The sequence below is a fragment of the Gordonia sp. UBA7860 genome (assembly GCF_002500165.1).
Lineage (GTDB): Bacteria > Actinomycetota > Actinomycetes > Mycobacteriales > Mycobacteriaceae > Gordonia > Gordonia sputi.
Genome location: NZ_DLSO01000080.1, coordinates 32,820 through 49,556, shown reverse-complemented (window position 1 = coordinate 49,556; position 16,737 = coordinate 32,820). Strand labels below are relative to the sequence as shown.

Here is a 16,737-nt window from a genome sequence, read left to right as displayed (position 1 = left end):
TTCGCGGTCGATGGCGAACGCGATAGCCTTACGAAGGCGGACGTCGGCCAGAGCGGGATTGGCGACGTTGATTCCCACGTACTCCTGCTGCTCGGCGCCGGTGTAGGTGATGTTGTTGAATCCGTATCGGCGCGTTGCCAATTCCTGGTCGTGGTTGTTGAGTCCGTAGGCGAGGTCGATCTGGCCCGTGCGGAGTCGGGTGTAGAGCGCCTGCTGGTCGGTGATGATGTCGAGGTCGATGGCGTCGAGGTTGGCTCGCGGACCCCAATAGGAGTCGTTGCGTACCAGGCGGACATCCGAATTCGGTTGCCACGACGAGAATCGGAACGGTCCGGTTCCGTTGAACACCTTGCCCGCGCGCAGCCCGTCGAGAGTGTTGCCGTCGATGATCGGTGCAGAGTCGAGCAGGTCGAAGATGTTGCTGAGCGGATGGTCGAAGGTCAGCACCACGCGGTGCGGATTGCTGGTGTCGTAGCCGGTGACTGCTGCGGCGGTCCGCTTGAACTGCGGTGTCCACGGCCCCGCGGTGTACGCCTTCAGTGAGCTCTCGACGTCGGCCGAGGTGAATGCCCGACCATCGTGGTAGCGCACGTCGTCGCGCAGATCGAGTGCGACGGAGCGTCCGTCTGGAGCGAGTTGCCAGCGTGTGGCCAGCGCCGGCCGGACGGTCAGATCGTCGCGCGAGTAGCGGATCAGGGTGTCGAAGACGTTCGACACCACGTGGCCGTTCATGCTGCCGGTGCCGATCTGCAGGAAGGTCTTCGGGCTCAGGTCGTTGAGCACACCGACCCGTAGGGTGCCGCCCTGCGGCGGCTTGTGGCCCGGCGGAAGGGCGGTCGCTGTCGAGTTCTGCTGCTGCGCGACGGCGGAGGTGCACGCGGTGGCCGTGGCCATCGTCAGCAGTGCGACGAGCGCGAGCAGCGCGGCTCGTGTGCGAGTGGGCATGGTCTTCGGATTCTCTTCCGTCCGATGGGATGGGGGCTGGGGGTGGTCGGTGATGCGGCAGGAGCCGAGCCGGACATCGACCACACGACGCACGGCCGAGGGTCGGTGTGCGTTCGTCGAATACGAGCAACTGTGAGGGCATTCGGGTGGCGACTTCAAGCTGATGAAGCCTTTCTCGGCAGCGTCGGAGAAAGGGTTGACAGACCGACCGGCCGTGCGGATGGTGTGTGATGCGCAACCGCGGACGGCGGCGGTCGCACGATCTTCGAGGAGGGACGATGGCAGACGGAAACAGCGAAATACCCGACTACGCACGGGGTTACGAAGGTTTCGAGGGTCGGGTCGGCCGTACATCGTCGCAGTCGACGCCCTGGTGGAAGCCCGAACCGAGCGCGCCGGCGGGTGCTCCGAACATCGTCGTCGTGCTGATTGACGACATGGGCTACTCCGATATCTCGCCGTTCGGTGCGGAGATCGATACCCCCAACATCGCGGCGCTCGCAGAGCGTGGATTCCGACTGTCGAATTACCACACGACGCCGGTCTGTTCGCCGGCTCGGGCTGCTCTGCTGACGGGGCTCAATCCGCACCGCGCCGGTTACGGCAGTGTGGCGAACTCCGATCCGGGCTTCCCCGGTCTACGTCTCGAACTCGCCGACGATGTGCTCTCGCTTCCGGAGATATTGCGCGCGAACGGCTATGCGACGTATGCGGTCGGTAAGTGGCATCTCGCCCGCGACGCCAACATGAGCCCCGGGCGTACGCGCGATTCGTGGCCGCTGCAGCGTGGGTTCGACTCCTATTACGGTTCGCTTGAAGGGCTGAACTCCTTCTTCTATCCCAACCAGCTCATCGCTGACAATTCGGTCGTCGACGTCGACGAGTACCCCGATGACTACTACGTCACCGACGATCTCACCGATCATGCTGTCGCGCAGATCAAGTCGCTGCGGGCGCACGATGCCGAGAAACCCTTCTTCCTCTACTTCGCGCATATCGCCATGCACGGTCCGCATCAGGTCAAGGAGTCCGACCTCGAGAAGTATCGCGGAAAGTATGCGGATGGATGGGATGCTGTGCGGCAGAGACGGTTCGACCGACAGGTCGAGGAAGGTTTGTTCGACGAGGGCACCCCGATCGCCGAGCGCAACACCGAGCCCGGCTACGATGCGCCACCGTGGGACGAGCTCGACGTTGCCGAGCAGGAACGATTCGCGAAGTACCAGGAAGTCTATGCGGCCATGGTCGATTCGGTCGATCAGAGCGTCGGGCGCATCGTCGACACCTTGACCGAGCTCGGTGAACTCGACAACACGATCATCGTGTTCACGTCCGACAACGGTGGTACCGCCGAGGGCGGTCCGGTCGGAACCCGTTCGTACTTCAGCCAATTCGTGCATGGTCCGGTGCCGTCGGACTGGGAGCGCGACGTTCCCCATGACGAGAATCTGATCGGCAGCGCGGCTCTCGGTGTGCACTATCCACGCGGGTGGGGCCAGGCGTCGAACACGCCCTTCCGCTTCTACAAGGGGCAGACCTTTGCCGGAGGTGTGCGGGTGCCGTTCGTGCTGTCGTGGCCCGACGGCCTGCCGCGCGACGCGGACGACAGCGGTGTCCGCCGACAGTATGCCTACGTGACAGATCTGGTGCCGACGCTGCTCGAGTTGGCGGGCGTCGAGGCGCCGACAGAACGGCACGGCAAACCCGCGCAATCGCGCGACGGTGTCAGCGCCGCAGGGTTTCTGCGCGATCAGGCAGCGAGTTCGGACCACACCGAGCAGTACGCCGAGTTCGGCGGACACCGCGGGTTCTATCGGGACGGGTGGAAGCTGCTGTCGCTGCACCGGGATCCCGATCGCGTCGACGACCCGGAGTGGGAACTCTACGACGTGACAACTGATCCCGCGGAGACGCACGACATCGCTGCGGAACACCCGGACGTCGTTGCCGAGCTTGCTCGCGCGTGGGACGAAGCCGCATGGCGCAATACTGTTTTCCCGCTATACGATTCGCCTGCTGATCAGGGACGTCGACGCCCAGACGAAGAACGCTACAGCGACCCGGTGCGCATACTCGCGGGCACTCCGACGCTCGAGCGGTACCGGTCGAGCAAGCTCATCGCGTACCGCGACTTCGACATCGAGATCGAGTTGCGCGACTGGACACGTGCAGACGAAGGCGTACTTGTTGCACACGGTGATCCGCAGGGCGGCTATCTGCTCTACATCGAAGACGGCACAGCGCATTTCGTGTTCAACAGCTACGGCCGCATCGCGCGTGTGTCCGGCGAGCTACCCGACGGCGTGGAGACCCTTGGGCTCCGTGCCGTCGCCACACCACAGGTGCGATGGGACTTCGTTCTCGAGGCGTCGGGTGGCGGGCAGGTCGAGGTAATCGCCAAGTTGGACAACCAGTTCCAACTCGTCGGCATGTCCCCGTGGACGGGAATCTCCGTCGGGCTCGATGCGCGGGGTCCCGTCGATCTGGAGCTACGGGAGCGGCGTGGCGTGTTCCGCTTCGGCAGCGCACTGCGCGCGGTGACGTACCGGCCGGGTCCTGTGCGGGTGCCGGCCGGTATCCGTCGCGAGATCGATGAGAGCGCCGAGTATCACGCCGACTGAGTATCGCGTCGACCGAGTATCACACGGCGGCACAAGGTTGTAATCGACGTGGGCGAGAACCTTTCGCCGATCGCCGATCAGTGGAGAAATCGAAGTAACGACGACATCAGCCAAGAGATGAGCCAAGGAGTACACCAGTGACACTGACCGACATCGAACGACGCACCGACAGCGAGTCCGCTGCTCAGGCCCTATACGACGACGCGTCGATCACCGTGACGAAGCTCGGCGAGAACATTGGCGCCAAGGTCGAGGGCGTCCGCCTCGGCGGTGATCTGTCCGCCGAGCAGGTCGAGGCGATCCGCACCGCGCTCGCCGTCAACAAGGTCATCGCTTTTACCGGGCAGGACCACCTCGACGACGAGACCCAGTACGCGTTCGCGTCGCTGCTCGGTGAGCCGACAGCACCGCACCCGACGGTGACGTCGCGCGGTGATCAGCTGCTCACCATCGAAGGCGCCGCGAACAGTTGGCACACGGACGTGACCTTCGTTGATCGCATCCCCAAGGCGTCGCTGCTGCGGCCAATTGTGTTGCCTGCCTACGGTGGTGCGACCACCTGGGCGTCGACCGTCGCTGCCTACGAGCAGTTGCCCAAGCCGCTGCGTTCGCTCGTCGAGGAACTGTGGGCCACGCACTCCAACCTGTACGACTATGTGGGACAGAAGGAACCGTCCGGCGGCGTCGACGTTGTGCAGAAGGAGGAGCACTACGCCGAGTTCACCAGTTCCGAGTACGAGACGCTGCATCCCGTTGTCCGCGTGCACCCGGAGACTGGTGAGCGCAGCCTGCTCCTCGGCCACTTCGCCAAGGAGTTCCGCGGCCTGAAGGCGTCGGAGTTCGCGAATCTGTACCAACTGCTTCAGGCTCGTATCACCAAGCTGGAGAACACCTTCCGCTGGAATTGGAGCTACGGTGACCTGGTGATCTGGGACAACCGGGCCACCCAGCACTACGGCATCGCCGACTTCGGCAACCAGAAGCGTCAGCTGCATCGGATCACCCTGGCAGGCGACGTGCCCGTCGATGTCAACGGCCAGCAGAGTCAGATCATCACCGGCGACGCGTCGCATTATTCGTCGGTGGAGCAGCCTCGGCGTCTGGCGGTGTTCGCTGCCTGATTCTGCTCGCCGGAGATTCTCTGGAGAGTGCACGATGCGGTCGGACCACGGGCTGGGTCCGGCCGCATCGTGCGTTGTCGAGCCTGTGGATGACTCACGTGGCGTACGGCTTTCAGAGCATTAGACTCCTCGCATGTCGAAGAGGATATTTGTCGGGACCTGTTGTGGTGCGGCGCTCATGCTGTCACTTGCTGGTTGCTCATCGTCGGGTGAGCCGGTAGCGCAATCGAATTCGAGTGCCACAGACGTCGCGACGAGCGCTGCGGAGTCCTCCGCGGCTCAGCCGACGGGACCGTCGGTGGGCACCGCGACGATGAAAGTGATCGGCGGTTCGACGCCCGTCACCATCCGCTACCGCATCAACGGTGGGCCGGAGACCACCGAGACCGCCGTGACGCTGCCCTGGAGCAAGGACTACCCGGTGTACGACAAGGTCTCGTCGAGCGTCAGCGTGACCGGCGGCGGTGAGTTGAGCTGCACGATCATGATGGGCAGCAACCTGGTCGCCTACAAGACCGAGCCCAACCCGACCTGCGAGTTCGCGTATTACGGGTGACCGGGCACTGGCGTGGCCAAGACGGAGCCGCCTAGGAGAATCGAACTCCTGACCTATTCAGTTCGAGTCTGATGCGGTGGCCTGGTCGCAAAGACCAGACCACCTTTGACCAGGCATTGAGGAACGTTGACGAACACGGTGGGCCAGCTGAGTAGTGTTGACTACCGACACCACACCGACACGGCTGCGTCGCGCAGTTGTGTGGGCGCAGAATCCAGCCAACGAACCCGAGTAGCAGATCAGTTCTCGGGGACTGGCCGTCAGTATGACCCGGGCACCTGGAGCTGTATCGCGAGGAGTTCGGCCGCAGCGGTAACGCCCGCAGAATTTTCCGGGTCGGAACTGATGAGATCGGAATAGGGAAGGAGTCGGCCTGCAGAGTCGACGACTACTCGTTTCTCGCCCGGTGCACTCCGCTCGGTGAGGATGCCTGCCTGGATCAGGGCGGGGTAGACGAGGACAAATGCCCGTCGTGAGTCCATCGTTGATGTGGGGTGGACGGCCGCTGCGGGGATGGGTTGGGTGGTGCGGTTGAGGATGTCTTGCGCGACTGGGCACAGTCGCTCACCGGGTTTGGGATAGGGCGTCGCGAATTCTGTTCGGATGCTGTCGTCGCTGACCGAGGCCATGATGGTGGAGTTTCCGGAGATCGCGGTAGCGACGCATACCGTGGACCGGTTGAACACGAATTCGGGTCGTCGGGAGTGCTTCGATGAAGTGGTGACATAGGCGACCGGATCGAGCACGTTACCTGCGGAGGTGTTGATGACCTGCAGGGTGATGGTTCGGGCGGCGGAGGTGGCACGACATCCGCGGGGGCCAAAGCCGTCGATCGAGATGTCCGTCCAGGTGGCGGGGTCGACGTCGAGTGCGCGCAGTGTGTTGGAAGTCAGGCTGGTGCATGGTTCGAACGAGGTGCCGTTGTTTCCGTTGTTCCAGCGTCCGGCCACCGGCGTGGGGTTGGTAAATGTTGTCGACGTGGGGCCGGTGTTGTCGTTCGACGAACCGCAGGCGGACACCAATCCGATGACGATCAATGCAACTAACTTGGTGACCAAAGCTGCAACGGTGCGGACTCTACGGGGTTGATCAGAGTTGGCGCTGCGATTCACTTTTCTCCGCCATCGACGTTGACTTCTAGGTACATCTAGGAACGGCGTGAGCGAGGTCGGTACCGACATGACGCCGACCCGAGGTGGACTTGCCTTGGGAGAGACTGCGAAGGAAATAGTCTCTCTGACCTGCGGAGCCGCCTAGGAGAATCGAACTCCTGACCTATTCATTACGAGTGAATCGCTCTACCGACTGAGCTAAGGCGGCGTGCTGCGCGAGGCAGCGCTCACGAGTGTAGCGAGCCACCTCTGTGGAACCAAAACCGGCACCGAGACGGGGCATGGCGCACGCGCTCAGAACGGGAAGTCGCGGCCGCACGGGACCGCGACCGGCGAGCTCGGGTCCAGTGCGTTCTGTACCAGTGCGGCCACTGTCGGCGAGTAGATCATGCCCAGATGCCCGACCTTCGACGCCGGGCACACGTTCTGCACGACGACGTTCGTGACGTTCGGCGCAGGCTCCATCAGGGCGTTACGCAGCGGGAAGACCACCTCGTCGTGCGTTGTGGCCAGGTTGACGTACCGGATCTTCGGGTGGTTGGGTCCGTTGTCGCCCTCGCCGCGCGGCGTGGGTTTCCCGCCGAACGAGTACCCGCGATTCGCCCCGGAGATATCGACGATGGTGCCGATCTGTGCGGCCCTGCCGGGCAACTGCGTGACCGACTGTGCAACCGCTGCGCCCTGCGAGTGTCCGACCAGGTCGACGGTGTGCGCCCCGGTTCTGCGACGGACGTGGTCAATGAGGGTGGCGAGCTGCTGCGTCGACTCTGCCCTGGGCGCCAGTCCGCCGACAGAACCGCTTCCCGGTACCTGGCCGAACGTGAAGGTGTAGACGCAAAAGCCGGCGTTGGCCAGCGTCGGAGCGAGGAATGACCACGCTGACGACTGATTCGAGGTCGTGCCGTGCACCAGGATGACGGGGTTGCGATCGTATCGATCGTGACAGTCGGGTTGATTCGCGCCGGCGGGGGCGGCATCGGCGGGACCGGTCAGCCCCTCGCGTTGGGCGGCCACCACGTCGGTGGTCACCGGGAACGGGTCGGCGAGTGCCGCGCCGGCTCCGAATGACGTCCCCACCAGTCCTGCTACCGCGAGCACCAGCGCCGCGCATGCGCGTGTGTGCATGCCGTCGATCATCCCAGAATGTGCCGTCTCGCGGAGGGCGACGAGCAACTGCGTGAACGCCCGACAACCAGTTCATCTCGATCGGACACAACCGCGACCCACATACGACGATCCGCCGTACCGTCGGGCTATGGCCCCTTCTCCGCGAAAGCCCGTCACCGCAGCAGACGCCTCCACACGGCTGTCCGACCCCTGGCGGGTCATCGGCAACAGCGTGCGTGCGGGGTACGACACCGGATCGATGGCCCGTGGCGTGCGCTTCCTCCATCGGATCGCGCAGGAAGCTGAGATCGCCGACCACCACCCAGACATCGATCTGCGTTACGGCACAATCCATCTCACTCTCTCAACGCACAGTGCGCACCGCATCACCGAAGCCGACGTCGGGCTCGCGAACCTCATCGCGCAGATCGCTCGCGAGCTCGAGCTCGAACCGCTTTCCATGCCCGAGGCCCGCTTCGACGTCGCCATCGACGCCCTCGATATCGACAAGATCCGACCTTTCTGGAAGGCCGTGCTCGGTTACAAGCAGCTCGACGACGACGCGCGCGACCTCGAGGCAGCCGACCTCGTGGACCCCGCCGGACGTCTCCCCGCAGTCTGGTTCCAACAGATGGACACCGAACGGGCAGAACGCAACCGTATCCACCTCGACTTCTGGATCCCGCACGACGAGGTGGAGGGCCGATTGAGCGCCGCGCTCGATGCCGGTGGCACGCTCGTCACCGACGAGTTCGCGCCCTCGTGGTGGGTACTCGCCGACGCCGAGGGCAACGAGGTGTGCCTGTGTACCTGGCAGGAGCGTGACGACAAGGGTCATGTCGGCGCGTAGCTCGCGTCACTGCGCGAATGCGCCGACGATCTCGGTGATGTCGTCGAGGGTTTGCTCCCAGCCGTACAACACGTCGTCGTAGGTCAGTCGGAGGGTGGGTCGGCCCTGCGTGAGTGATCTGCGGTCGCGGTGTCGATCGTTGGTGTAGTTCGCCGGGCTGAGGTGGTAGAGCTTGCTGTCGCATTCGATCAGGAGCCGGCCGATCCGCAGGTCCGCGTGCTCGGCCTCGGAGATCTCGGGTTGCACCTCGACCTCGAAACCGGCTCGGCGACAACGGACCCGGGTCAGACTCTCGGTCCCGGACATCGACCGCGGATCGCATTCGAGAAGCAGGGCCTCGATGAGCGGGCTCGTCTGCGGCAGCATCAGCCGAAGGTCGTCGACATCGATGCCGAGGGTGTGCATCGCCGAATCGAGCGTGGCGATCGTGTCGTCGTCTTTCATGCAGCCCGGAGCGCACACCAGAGACAGACCGATGGTGTCGGTGATGGTGGTGACGGGCAGTGGCGCGCCGGGAAGTGTGCAGTAGTCGGCGCGCCTCGGCGACGCGCTCTTGCCTGCGCGCACGTGGAGCGATTCGTATCCGGGCGGCACCCAGAGCCCGTGCTTGGTGAGCGCCGACGCGCAGGAGAGTGCGCCATAGCGTTTGGCTGCAGTCACGGCGTCCGGGTCGGCTTCGGGCTGGGCGTACCAGCCGCGCCGGGGAACGAGGAGTTCGCCGTGCCGAACTTTTCTGCGCAGGTCGGCGTCGGTGAGCCCGCGTGCTCGGAGCTCCGGCCGAGAAAAGACACCGAGGTTGACCGCGTCGGGGTCGATCGCGCCGAGCGGAAGCGCATCGGGAGTGAGGTCGGGGTTCACCGGGGGTCGAGTAACCATGGCATTTGGACGTTCTCCGTCCGCAAAAGTTCCGGGCCGCTCCCGTTTTCAGTCATTTTCAGAGGTGCCCGGCGGCAAAAGGCCAGGTCGGCTCGCCGGGAAGCACCAGAAATGACTGAAAACGGGAAAGCTCGGAACGTGAGAGCCCGAAAACGGGACAGCTCAGCCGGCATGGCGCGGAACCGGCGCGGCGTGTCGTACTTCTGTCGGAAGAATCGGTGTCGCGGGTCGCCGAGTAGGTCACAAAGATTCGACTCGCTAAGCAATCGGGAGTACAACTTGTATCTATGTTGGATCTGAGCGCGACATCGGCGGCCGACCGCGTGTACGAGGCGGTCAAGGAACTCATCCTGACAAACGCCATCGCCGGTGGCGAGCTGATCAGCGAGGGCGAGGTGGCTCAGCGCTGCGAGGTCAGTCGCACCCCGGTGCGTGAGGCGTTCCTTCGGCTGCAGGCAGAAGGCTGGATGCGGCTGTACCCGAAACGTGGCGCGCTGGTGCTGCCGGTGACCGACACCGAGGCCCGCGACGTTGTCGATGCCCGGATCCTCATCGAATCACACGCGGTACGCGGACTCGTCGCTCGCGGTCTGCCCACTGGCGACCTGGTGGCGGACCTGCGCCGCAACCTGGCCGCGCACGCGAAGGTGGAGCCCGACGACATCGCCGACTTCGCCCGTGTTGACGCCCAGTTCCACCAGTGCATCGTCTCGGCCGGAGCCAACGGCGTGCTCGCCGACTTCTACCTCGGTCTCGCGGAACGTCAACGACGCATGACCACTGCGAGCGTGCACCGAGAGCCGACCGTCACACCCCGGATCATCGCCGAGCACACCGCGCTCGTCGACGCCATCGAACGCGCAGACGCCGACAGATTCACATCGCTACTCGTCGACCATGTCGCGGGTGTTCATCGCATCGAGGATGTCTACGCCGTCCACGCCACCGACACGACCGACGCGCGCGCCACCGACACGACCGACGCGCGCGCCACCCACGCGATCTACGCCGACGCGCGCGGCACCCACGCAGAGGAAGGACAACGGTGACAACCACCGCAGACAACGCCACCCCCACAGTGACCGGTCCGACGGTTCGTCGCACCGCGTGGATCGCGGTGGCACTTGCCGTCTTCGCATCTGCCTGGGGCGGAAACGAATTCACGCCGCTGCTTGTGATGTACCGCGAAACGGGCAACTTCGGGGCCGTCGCTGTCGATGCGTTGCTGTTCCTCTATGTCGTGGGCATCGTGCCGTCGCTGTTGATCGGCGGTCCGCTGTCGGATCGGTACGGGCGCCGTCCGCTGATGTTGCCCGCGCCGGTGTTTGCGGCGGTGGGCTCGCTGCTCCTCGCACTCGGCGCGAATTCCATTGTGCTGCTGTCGATCGGTCGAGTGTTCAGCGGAATTGCGCTGGGACTGTCGATGGCGGTCGGTGGCAGTTGGATCACGGAGTTGTCGGTGCGTGGCGGCGCCGGAGCGGCATCCGGTGCCCGACGCGCCGCGATGAGCCTCACCGCCGGATTCGGCATTGGTGCGGGCGTGGCCGGTGCGCTGGCTCAGTGGGCGCCGTGGCCGCACGTGCTCGCCTACGTGGTGAACATCTCGCTCGCGGCTATCGCCTTGGTGCTCCTGCTCGTCCGCGCGCCCGAAACACGTTCGCCCAGTGGCACTCCCGGACGACTGGTCGACGACCTGAAGATTCCGTCGGCGGCGCACCGGCGGTTCCTGTTCGTGGTGCTGCCGGTTGCTCCCTGGGTGTTCGGTGCATGTGCGTCGGCGTACGCGATCATCCCTGCGCTGATGTCGGCGCGCACCGCCGGAGCGCCGATCGCATTCGCCGCGCTGTGCTGTGTGCTCGGACTCGCGGCGGGTTTCGGTATCCAGTCGCTGGGACGTCGCATCGACAACCCCGACGGTGTGCGCGGCGTCGCCGCTGCACTCACGGTGCTGGCAATCGGAATGGCGTTGGCGGCGTTGGCCGCTCACATGTTGACGATCTGGATGTCGCTGATCGCCGCGACGGTGCTCGGCTGCGGCTACGGCATGGCGATGATCGCAGGTCTACTCGAGGTGCAACGGATCGCGGCCCGCAGCGGCCGTAACGACCTCGCCGGCCTCACCGCGGTGTTCTACAGCGTCACCTACCTGGGGTTCGCGATTCCGGCTGTGCTGGCGTTGATCACCGAGTTCTGGCACGCGGTCACCTACACCCACATGTTCATCTTCGGGATCGTCGCGGCGCTGCTGTGTCTCGCCATCGCGCTGTATGGGCATCGTCGGCACGCTGTGGCCGCCTGACTGACGTCAGGCCTCCCGCTCGGAACTCCTGGTGAACATCTGGTGCAGCAGTTCCAGTTCGGCGGTAGAAGCCGTGGTGAGTACGTTGGGCGCGGGATCGTCGACGTCCCAGACGGTTTGGAGAACCTCGCGCCCGGAGTCGGTGAGGTGGACTTCTTTTCGACGACGATCACTCGACGACGGTTGGCGCACCACATAGCCGGCGGACTCGAGGTCGGACACCGCGACCGACGCCGCGGGAGCATCGATGGTGGCGGCGTGAGCGATCTCGGTGATCGTCAGCGGGCCGTTGCGCAACCGCTTCAGCACCCGGATCCTGCTGAACGGCAACCCTGTTTCTGCTACCACCGTGCGTCGCCACGCGTCGCGTGAATCTGTCACGAACGAGGTCAGCTCACGCCAGACCTGCGCGACCAGTTCGTCGTGTCGCCCGCCAGGCTCGTCGCGTGACGCAGGCTCGTCGTGCGACACAGTGCCGTGCTCGTGGGCCGCTCCGGGTTCAGACATGGGACATCTCCGGTTCGATCAGCCGCTCCGAGACGGTCCGTGCGGTGCGCAGCGCCCAGGGTGTCGTGGACACGACGCCGAGGACGAGAATCGCTGCGCTGAAGGCGATCACGATCCACCACATGGCGGTCATCGCCGTCGAGAAGTCGACGGCGGTGTGTGCCGCGGCCAAGCCGGTGACACTACCCGCAAGGGCCACACCGAGACTCACGCCGATCTGACGGCTCGTCGACGCCACGGCGCTGGCAGCTCCCGCTCGATGTCGGGGCATGCCTGCGACCGCGGAGTTGGTGATGGGTGCGTTGATCATCCCGAAACCGAGTCCAAAGATGAAGAAAATCAAGGCCAGCAGGGGGATCGGGGTGGCGTCGTCGATGAAGAGCATCATCGACGAACTGATGAGGAGCGCGATCCCGGCGATCACGAGCGACGGTCGCGTGCCCCAGCGACCCACCGCGCGCCCGGAGAGTGGCGAGCAGATCAAGACCGCTACCGCGGGTGGAACGAGCATCGCGCCGGTGCCGACGGCGCTGAACCCGCGATCTTCCTGAAGATAGAGCGACATCAGGAACAGGAACCCACCCCAGTTGGCGAACGCGCAGATGGCGATGACGGTTGCCGATGCGAACGGCACGCTGCCGAAGAATCGGAGGTCGATGAACGGGTCGTCGTGGCGTCGTTCCCACAGCAGAAATCCGACGAAAGCGATTGCTGCGACGACGAATACGACGATGGTGCGTGGAGATCCCCACCCGTGGCCAGGTCCCTCGATGAGGCCGTAGACAGCGCCGCCGAGGGCGATCATCGCCAATCCCTGTCCGACGGGATCGAGTGTGCGCATGATGGGCGAGCGTGATTCGGGGACCAGGATGGCGGTGAGCACGATCGCTACCAGGCAGATCGGCAGGTTGATCCAGAACACCGCTCGCCACCCGATCGTGTCGATGAGCACCCCGCCGACGATCGGTCCGGCAGCCATCGAGATCCCGACCACCGATCCCCACACACCGATCGCGCGGGCGCGCTCACGCGGGTCGACGAAGATCTGCGTGATGATCGACATCGCCACGGGGTTGAGCATCGAACCACCGACGGCCTGCAGGGCGCGTGCGGCGATGAGAACCCCGACGCTCGGCGCCAGGCTGCACGCCAGCGATCCGATCGCGAACGTGACCAGGCCGATCTGGAACAAGCGTTTGCGTCCGTATCGGTCGGCGGTGGCTCCCGACACCATCAACAGGCTGGCCAGCACCAGCGTGTAGATGTCGATGACCCACTGCAACGACGACACACTCGCGTTCAGATCCGTCCGGATCGCCGGCAGTGCGACGTTGACGATGGTGGCGTCCATCGACACGATCAGCAGGCTCATGCAGCAGGTGGCGAGAATCGCCATCTTCCTGCGCGGCGTCAGCTCGACGGAAGTAGTTGTGGACATACAAAGATTGTAGAACTACAAGTATCCGACGTCCAGGGGTGACGGATACATGGTCAACGGTGGCTGCGGGACGGCGCGGTAACCTGCACGAGGTCGACTGGTTGGTCGGTCCGGGATGAATCCGGTTCCGGCCGGGTGAGTGAGAGGACGGGTGTCAGTGCTGCTCGGGGCGTGGGTGAGTGTGGTGACCGTCGTCCTGCTCATTGTTCCCGGGGCGTGTGTCGGACGTCGGATGACGCTGAGTTGGCCCGTCGCGATCGCGGCAGGCGCGCCCATCACGTTCGCGATCGTGAGCGTGTCGACCGTGCTCTACGGCGCGATCGGCTTCGAATGGAACGTCATCACCGCGCTGGTCGCCGTGCTCGTCGCGTTTGCGCTGGCCTGGGTCTATTCCGCGCTGCTCGGCACGCGGGTGGGGCGTCGAATCGCTCCTGCACCCGCCGCGACGTCGACCTGGGAGGACGGTACGGTCGACGCTCCGCTGAGCCGGCGTGCGGCACTGGGTGGCGGCATCGGAATCGCACTCGGGGCGATCATCATCGCGATCACGTGCATCAGGCCCATCGCCAAGACGGCCTTCGCGGGCCTCGACAGCATTCCTCAGGTCTGGGATTCGCTCTGGCATGCGAGTTCGCTGCGCTGGATTCACGAGACCGGCGTCGGATCGTCGTTGCGCATGGGCGAGCTCATGAACTACGACACCCACGGCTTCAACTACTACCCGAATACGTGGCACGCGCTCGGTGCCCTGGAGCTCCCGCTGACCGGCGCGAACCCGGTCCAGCTGTACAACACGTATTCGCCCGCGACGTTGGCGGTCACGGTCACGCTGGGCGTCGCATCGCTCGCGTATTGGTTTGCGCGCCACCGCTTCGACACGTCGACGTCGGCGTTGATCGCGGGTGTGGCGGGCGCGGTGGCGGCACTCTTCCCGTCGCTGCCGTATGTCGAGGTGCAGTTGACGTCGGTGCCGAATGCCGTGGGTGTGTCGATGGCGCCCATCGCCGCGGTGCTCACGATCAGTGCGGTGCGTGATCGACGTCGGGTGCTGCCCGCGGCCGTCTCGGTCTCCGGGGTGACGGCGACGCACCCGTCCGGCCTGATCCTGGTGGGTGTGATCGTCGGGGTGTGGTGGCTGTTCGAGGCGCTGCGTCGGCCCGTGCATAGCCGCGTCGGAGACTTCGTCACCCTGGTGATCGCCGGGTTGGCGACGGTGGTGCTGGTCTTCCCGGTGGTGCTGGGCACAATTCGCGTCGCCGATACCAACGAGCTGCCGTTCTTCGACTTCCGTGTCGACACGGTCGGTGTGCTCGAAGGGCTTTCGCAGGCGCTGTTCAACGGCACGGTGCCGCTGCAGACGCAGGACTATCCGGTGTGGGGTCTGGTGATCCTCACCGTGCTCGGTGCGCTCGCGCTGCTGTGGTTGCGGTGCTGGGGCGGGCTGGTGACCTGGGCGATCTTCGTGTTGGTCACCGCCAATTCGGTTGTCTCGCTTGGCCCGCTGTCGGCGCCGCTCGGTGTGATCGGCGGTTACTTCTACAACTCGCCGCACCGGCTGACGTTTGTGGTTGCACTGTTCTCCGCGGCTGCCGCGGGCGTCGCGTTGGGAATTGCGGCACTGGCCGGGGCGCGGTGGGTGGCGCGGTCGGGGTCCGGTGATCGCGTTGCGACGCAGCGACGTTGGGCTGTTCCGGTGACATTCGCGCTCCTGCTGGTGGTCATCGCGGGCGCTGCGGTGTGGCGCTACCCGTCGAACGCTCAGATCGCGTCGAAGGAGCGGGGCGAAAAGCTCGTCGGCAGAGACGATCTCGCCGCATACCACTGGCTCGATCGTCAGCCCGACGCGCACGACGCGCTGATCCTGAACAACCTCGACCAGGGCACCGGGTGGCTGTACCCGGTGACCGGACTGACCCCGTTGTTCTCGTTCTATCGGGCAAACGAGTTCTCCGAGCGCCAGCGCGACTTGTACTGGGGGACAGCGCAAATCGGTGCCGATCCGCACGTCGATCAGATCGTCCGCGACATGAAGGTGCACTACGTCATCGACAGCCCGCCGAGCTATTGGCCCTTCCAGAACGGCGTTCCCGACCCTGAGCACGGCGTGCAGGGCGACCCGTTCCTGGCCCTGCGCGAACACGGCGCGCCGGGGCTGACCCCAGTGTTCCGGCAGGGCAACGTGACGGTGTATCGGGTCAACGAGAACGTGCTCACCGGGCCGCGCTGATCTGCCGGGGGCCATACCCTCAGGCGTCCGGGTAGCCCTCAGGGTTGTTCGACTGCCAGCGCCAGGTGTCGACGCACATGTCGTCGATTGTCTTGCCCGCGAACCAGTCCAGCTCTTTGTTCGCCCTCGTCGGGTCGGCGTACGACGCCGCGATGTCGCCGGCTCGACGCGGCGCGATCTCATACGGGATCGGCTTACCGCTGGCGCGCTCGAAGGCCTGTACCACCTGCAGTACCGAAACCCCTTGTCCGGTACCAAGATTCCACGTCGACATCGGTTCGGACCCTGCGCTGATTCGTTCCAGTGCCGCGACGTGCCCAGCGGCGAGGTCGTCGACGTGGATGTAGTCGCGCACTCCGGTGCCGTCGGGGGTGTCGTAGTCGTCGCCGAAGATCGAGAGCTTCTCCCGGCGCCCGACCGCGACCTGTGCGACGAAGGGCATCAGGTTGTTGGGGATGCCGCTAGGGTCCTCGCCGATCTGTCCGCTCGGGTGGGCCCCGACCGGGTTGAAGTAGCGCAGCGCGGCGATGCGCCAGGCGGGATCGCTCGCGGCGACGTCGCGCAGCACCTGCTCGATCATCACCTTGGTCCAGCCGTACGGATTGGTCGCCGACGTCGGGGAGTCCTCGGTCATCGGGAGCACCGGCTCTGCGCCGTAGACCGTGGCCGACGAGGAGAACACCAGCCGGTGCACGTCGTGGCGTCTCATTGCGCGCAGCAGAGAAAAGGTGCTGCCGAGGTTGTTCTCGTAGTACTCGAGGGGCTTGGCCACCGACTCGCCGACGGCCTTGAACCCCGCGAAGTGGATCACGGCGTCGACGTCCTCGTGGTCGAAGAACTTCTCCGTTTTGTCGACGTCGGTGAGGTCGAAGGAGTGGACCGGTATGTGGACGCCGGTCAGGGCCTCGAGTCGGCCGACGACCGTCGGCTTGGCGTTGCTGAAGTCATCGACGACGACGACGTCGTGTCCTGCTTCGACGAGTCGGATCACGGTGTGTGAGCCGATGTAGCCGGCCCCTCCACTGACGAGTACGCGCATGACAATCACGGTAAGCGCTACCGCTGGGATTCATCCACG

14 protein-coding genes and 1 tRNA gene are annotated in these 16,737 nt (G+C 65.0%); 7 read left to right on the top strand and 8 right to left on the bottom strand.

The window, feature by feature from the left end; translation table 11 throughout:
- Positions 1-945 (bottom strand): ABC transporter substrate-binding protein (locus B3T59_RS10395; RefSeq protein WP_287002184.1); only part of this gene is annotated, 945 nt, incomplete at its 3' end.
- Positions 946-1,223: 278 nt separating this feature from the next.
- On the opposite strand from B3T59_RS10395, the gene B3T59_RS10390 reads away from it, so the two are divergent.
- From B3T59_RS10390 to B3T59_RS10380, 3 genes are all read left to right on the top strand, one after another.
- On the top strand, positions 1,224-3,566 hold the full coding sequence (locus tag B3T59_RS10390) for a sulfatase-like hydrolase/transferase (protein WP_287002183.1): 2,343 nt from the start codon (positions 1,224-1,226) through the stop codon (positions 3,564-3,566).
- A gap of 137 nt (positions 3,567-3,703) precedes the next feature.
- Positions 3,704-4,687: a TauD/TfdA dioxygenase family protein gene (locus B3T59_RS10385; RefSeq protein ID WP_064862257.1), complete on the top strand. Its 984-nt coding sequence runs from the start codon at positions 3,704-3,706 to the stop codon at positions 4,685-4,687.
- Positions 4,688-4,820: 133 nt separating this feature from the next.
- The gene (locus B3T59_RS10380; protein WP_287002182.1) at positions 4,821-5,243 is read left to right on the top strand and encodes a hypothetical protein; all 423 of its coding nucleotides are present in this window, start codon (positions 4,821-4,823) and stop codon (positions 5,241-5,243) included.
- A gap of 260 nt (positions 5,244-5,503) precedes the next feature.
- On the opposite strand, the gene B3T59_RS10375 is transcribed toward B3T59_RS10380, so the two are convergent.
- From B3T59_RS10375 to B3T59_RS10365, 3 genes are all read right to left on the bottom strand, one after another.
- Positions 5,504-6,301, bottom strand: coding sequence for a hypothetical protein (locus B3T59_RS10375; RefSeq protein WP_287002181.1), 798 nt, complete (start codon positions 6,299-6,301; stop codon positions 5,504-5,506).
- A 189-nt stretch (positions 6,302-6,490) separates the two neighbouring features.
- Positions 6,491-6,563: transfer RNA gene (locus B3T59_RS10370), tRNA-Thr, on the bottom strand.
- Between the two features lie 86 nt (positions 6,564-6,649).
- Entirely contained in the window at positions 6,650-7,480 is an 831-nt protein-coding gene (locus tag B3T59_RS10365; RefSeq protein ID WP_287002180.1) for an esterase/lipase family protein, read from the bottom strand.
- A 130-nt stretch (positions 7,481-7,610) separates the two neighbouring features.
- Between B3T59_RS10365 and B3T59_RS10360 the strand changes: the two genes are divergently transcribed.
- Positions 7,611-8,312, top strand: a complete 702-nt coding sequence (locus tag B3T59_RS10360) for a VOC family protein (RefSeq protein WP_287002179.1) — start codon at positions 7,611-7,613, stop codon at positions 8,310-8,312.
- 6 nt (positions 8,313-8,318) lie between these two features.
- On the opposite strand, the gene B3T59_RS10355 is transcribed toward B3T59_RS10360, so the two are convergent.
- Positions 8,319-9,188, bottom strand: a complete 870-nt coding sequence (locus B3T59_RS10355) for a type IV toxin-antitoxin system AbiEi family antitoxin domain-containing protein (RefSeq protein WP_287002178.1) — start codon at positions 9,186-9,188, stop codon at positions 8,319-8,321.
- A 287-nt stretch (positions 9,189-9,475) separates the two neighbouring features.
- On the opposite strand from B3T59_RS10355, the gene B3T59_RS10350 reads away from it, so the two are divergent.
- Both B3T59_RS10350 and B3T59_RS10345 read left to right on the top strand, forming a co-directional pair.
- On the top strand, positions 9,476-10,237 hold the full coding sequence (locus B3T59_RS10350) for a GntR family transcriptional regulator (protein WP_287002177.1): 762 nt from the start codon (positions 9,476-9,478) through the stop codon (positions 10,235-10,237).
- Entirely contained in the window at positions 10,234-11,487 is a 1,254-nt protein-coding gene (locus tag B3T59_RS10345) for an MFS transporter (protein ID WP_005206735.1), read from the top strand. Before B3T59_RS10350 ends, B3T59_RS10345 begins: the two co-directional genes overlap by 4 nt.
- A 6-nt stretch (positions 11,488-11,493) precedes the next feature.
- Here B3T59_RS10345 and B3T59_RS10340 read toward each other — a convergent pair whose 3' ends face one another.
- Both B3T59_RS10340 and B3T59_RS10335 read right to left on the bottom strand, forming a co-directional pair.
- Positions 11,494-11,994: a MarR family winged helix-turn-helix transcriptional regulator gene (locus B3T59_RS10340; RefSeq protein ID WP_287002176.1), complete on the bottom strand. Its 501-nt coding sequence runs from the start codon at positions 11,992-11,994 to the stop codon at positions 11,494-11,496.
- Positions 11,987-13,432, bottom strand: coding sequence for an MFS transporter (locus B3T59_RS10335; RefSeq protein WP_376782640.1), 1,446 nt, complete (start codon positions 13,430-13,432; stop codon positions 11,987-11,989). Before B3T59_RS10335 ends, B3T59_RS10340 begins: the two co-directional genes overlap by 8 nt.
- A 157-nt stretch (positions 13,433-13,589) precedes the next feature.
- On the opposite strand from B3T59_RS10335, the gene B3T59_RS10330 reads away from it, so the two are divergent.
- A complete protein-coding gene (locus B3T59_RS10330; protein WP_287002187.1) occupies positions 13,590-15,659 on the top strand; it encodes a DUF6541 family protein in 2,070 nt (689 codons plus the stop codon).
- A 19-nt stretch (positions 15,660-15,678) separates the two neighbouring features.
- Here B3T59_RS10330 and galE read toward each other — a convergent pair whose 3' ends face one another.
- Positions 15,679-16,698 (bottom strand): UDP-glucose 4-epimerase GalE, encoded by a 1,020-nt coding sequence (galE, locus tag B3T59_RS10325; protein ID WP_287002175.1) that lies wholly within the window; start codon positions 16,696-16,698, stop codon positions 15,679-15,681.
- Positions 16,699-16,737: the final 39 nt, after the last annotated feature.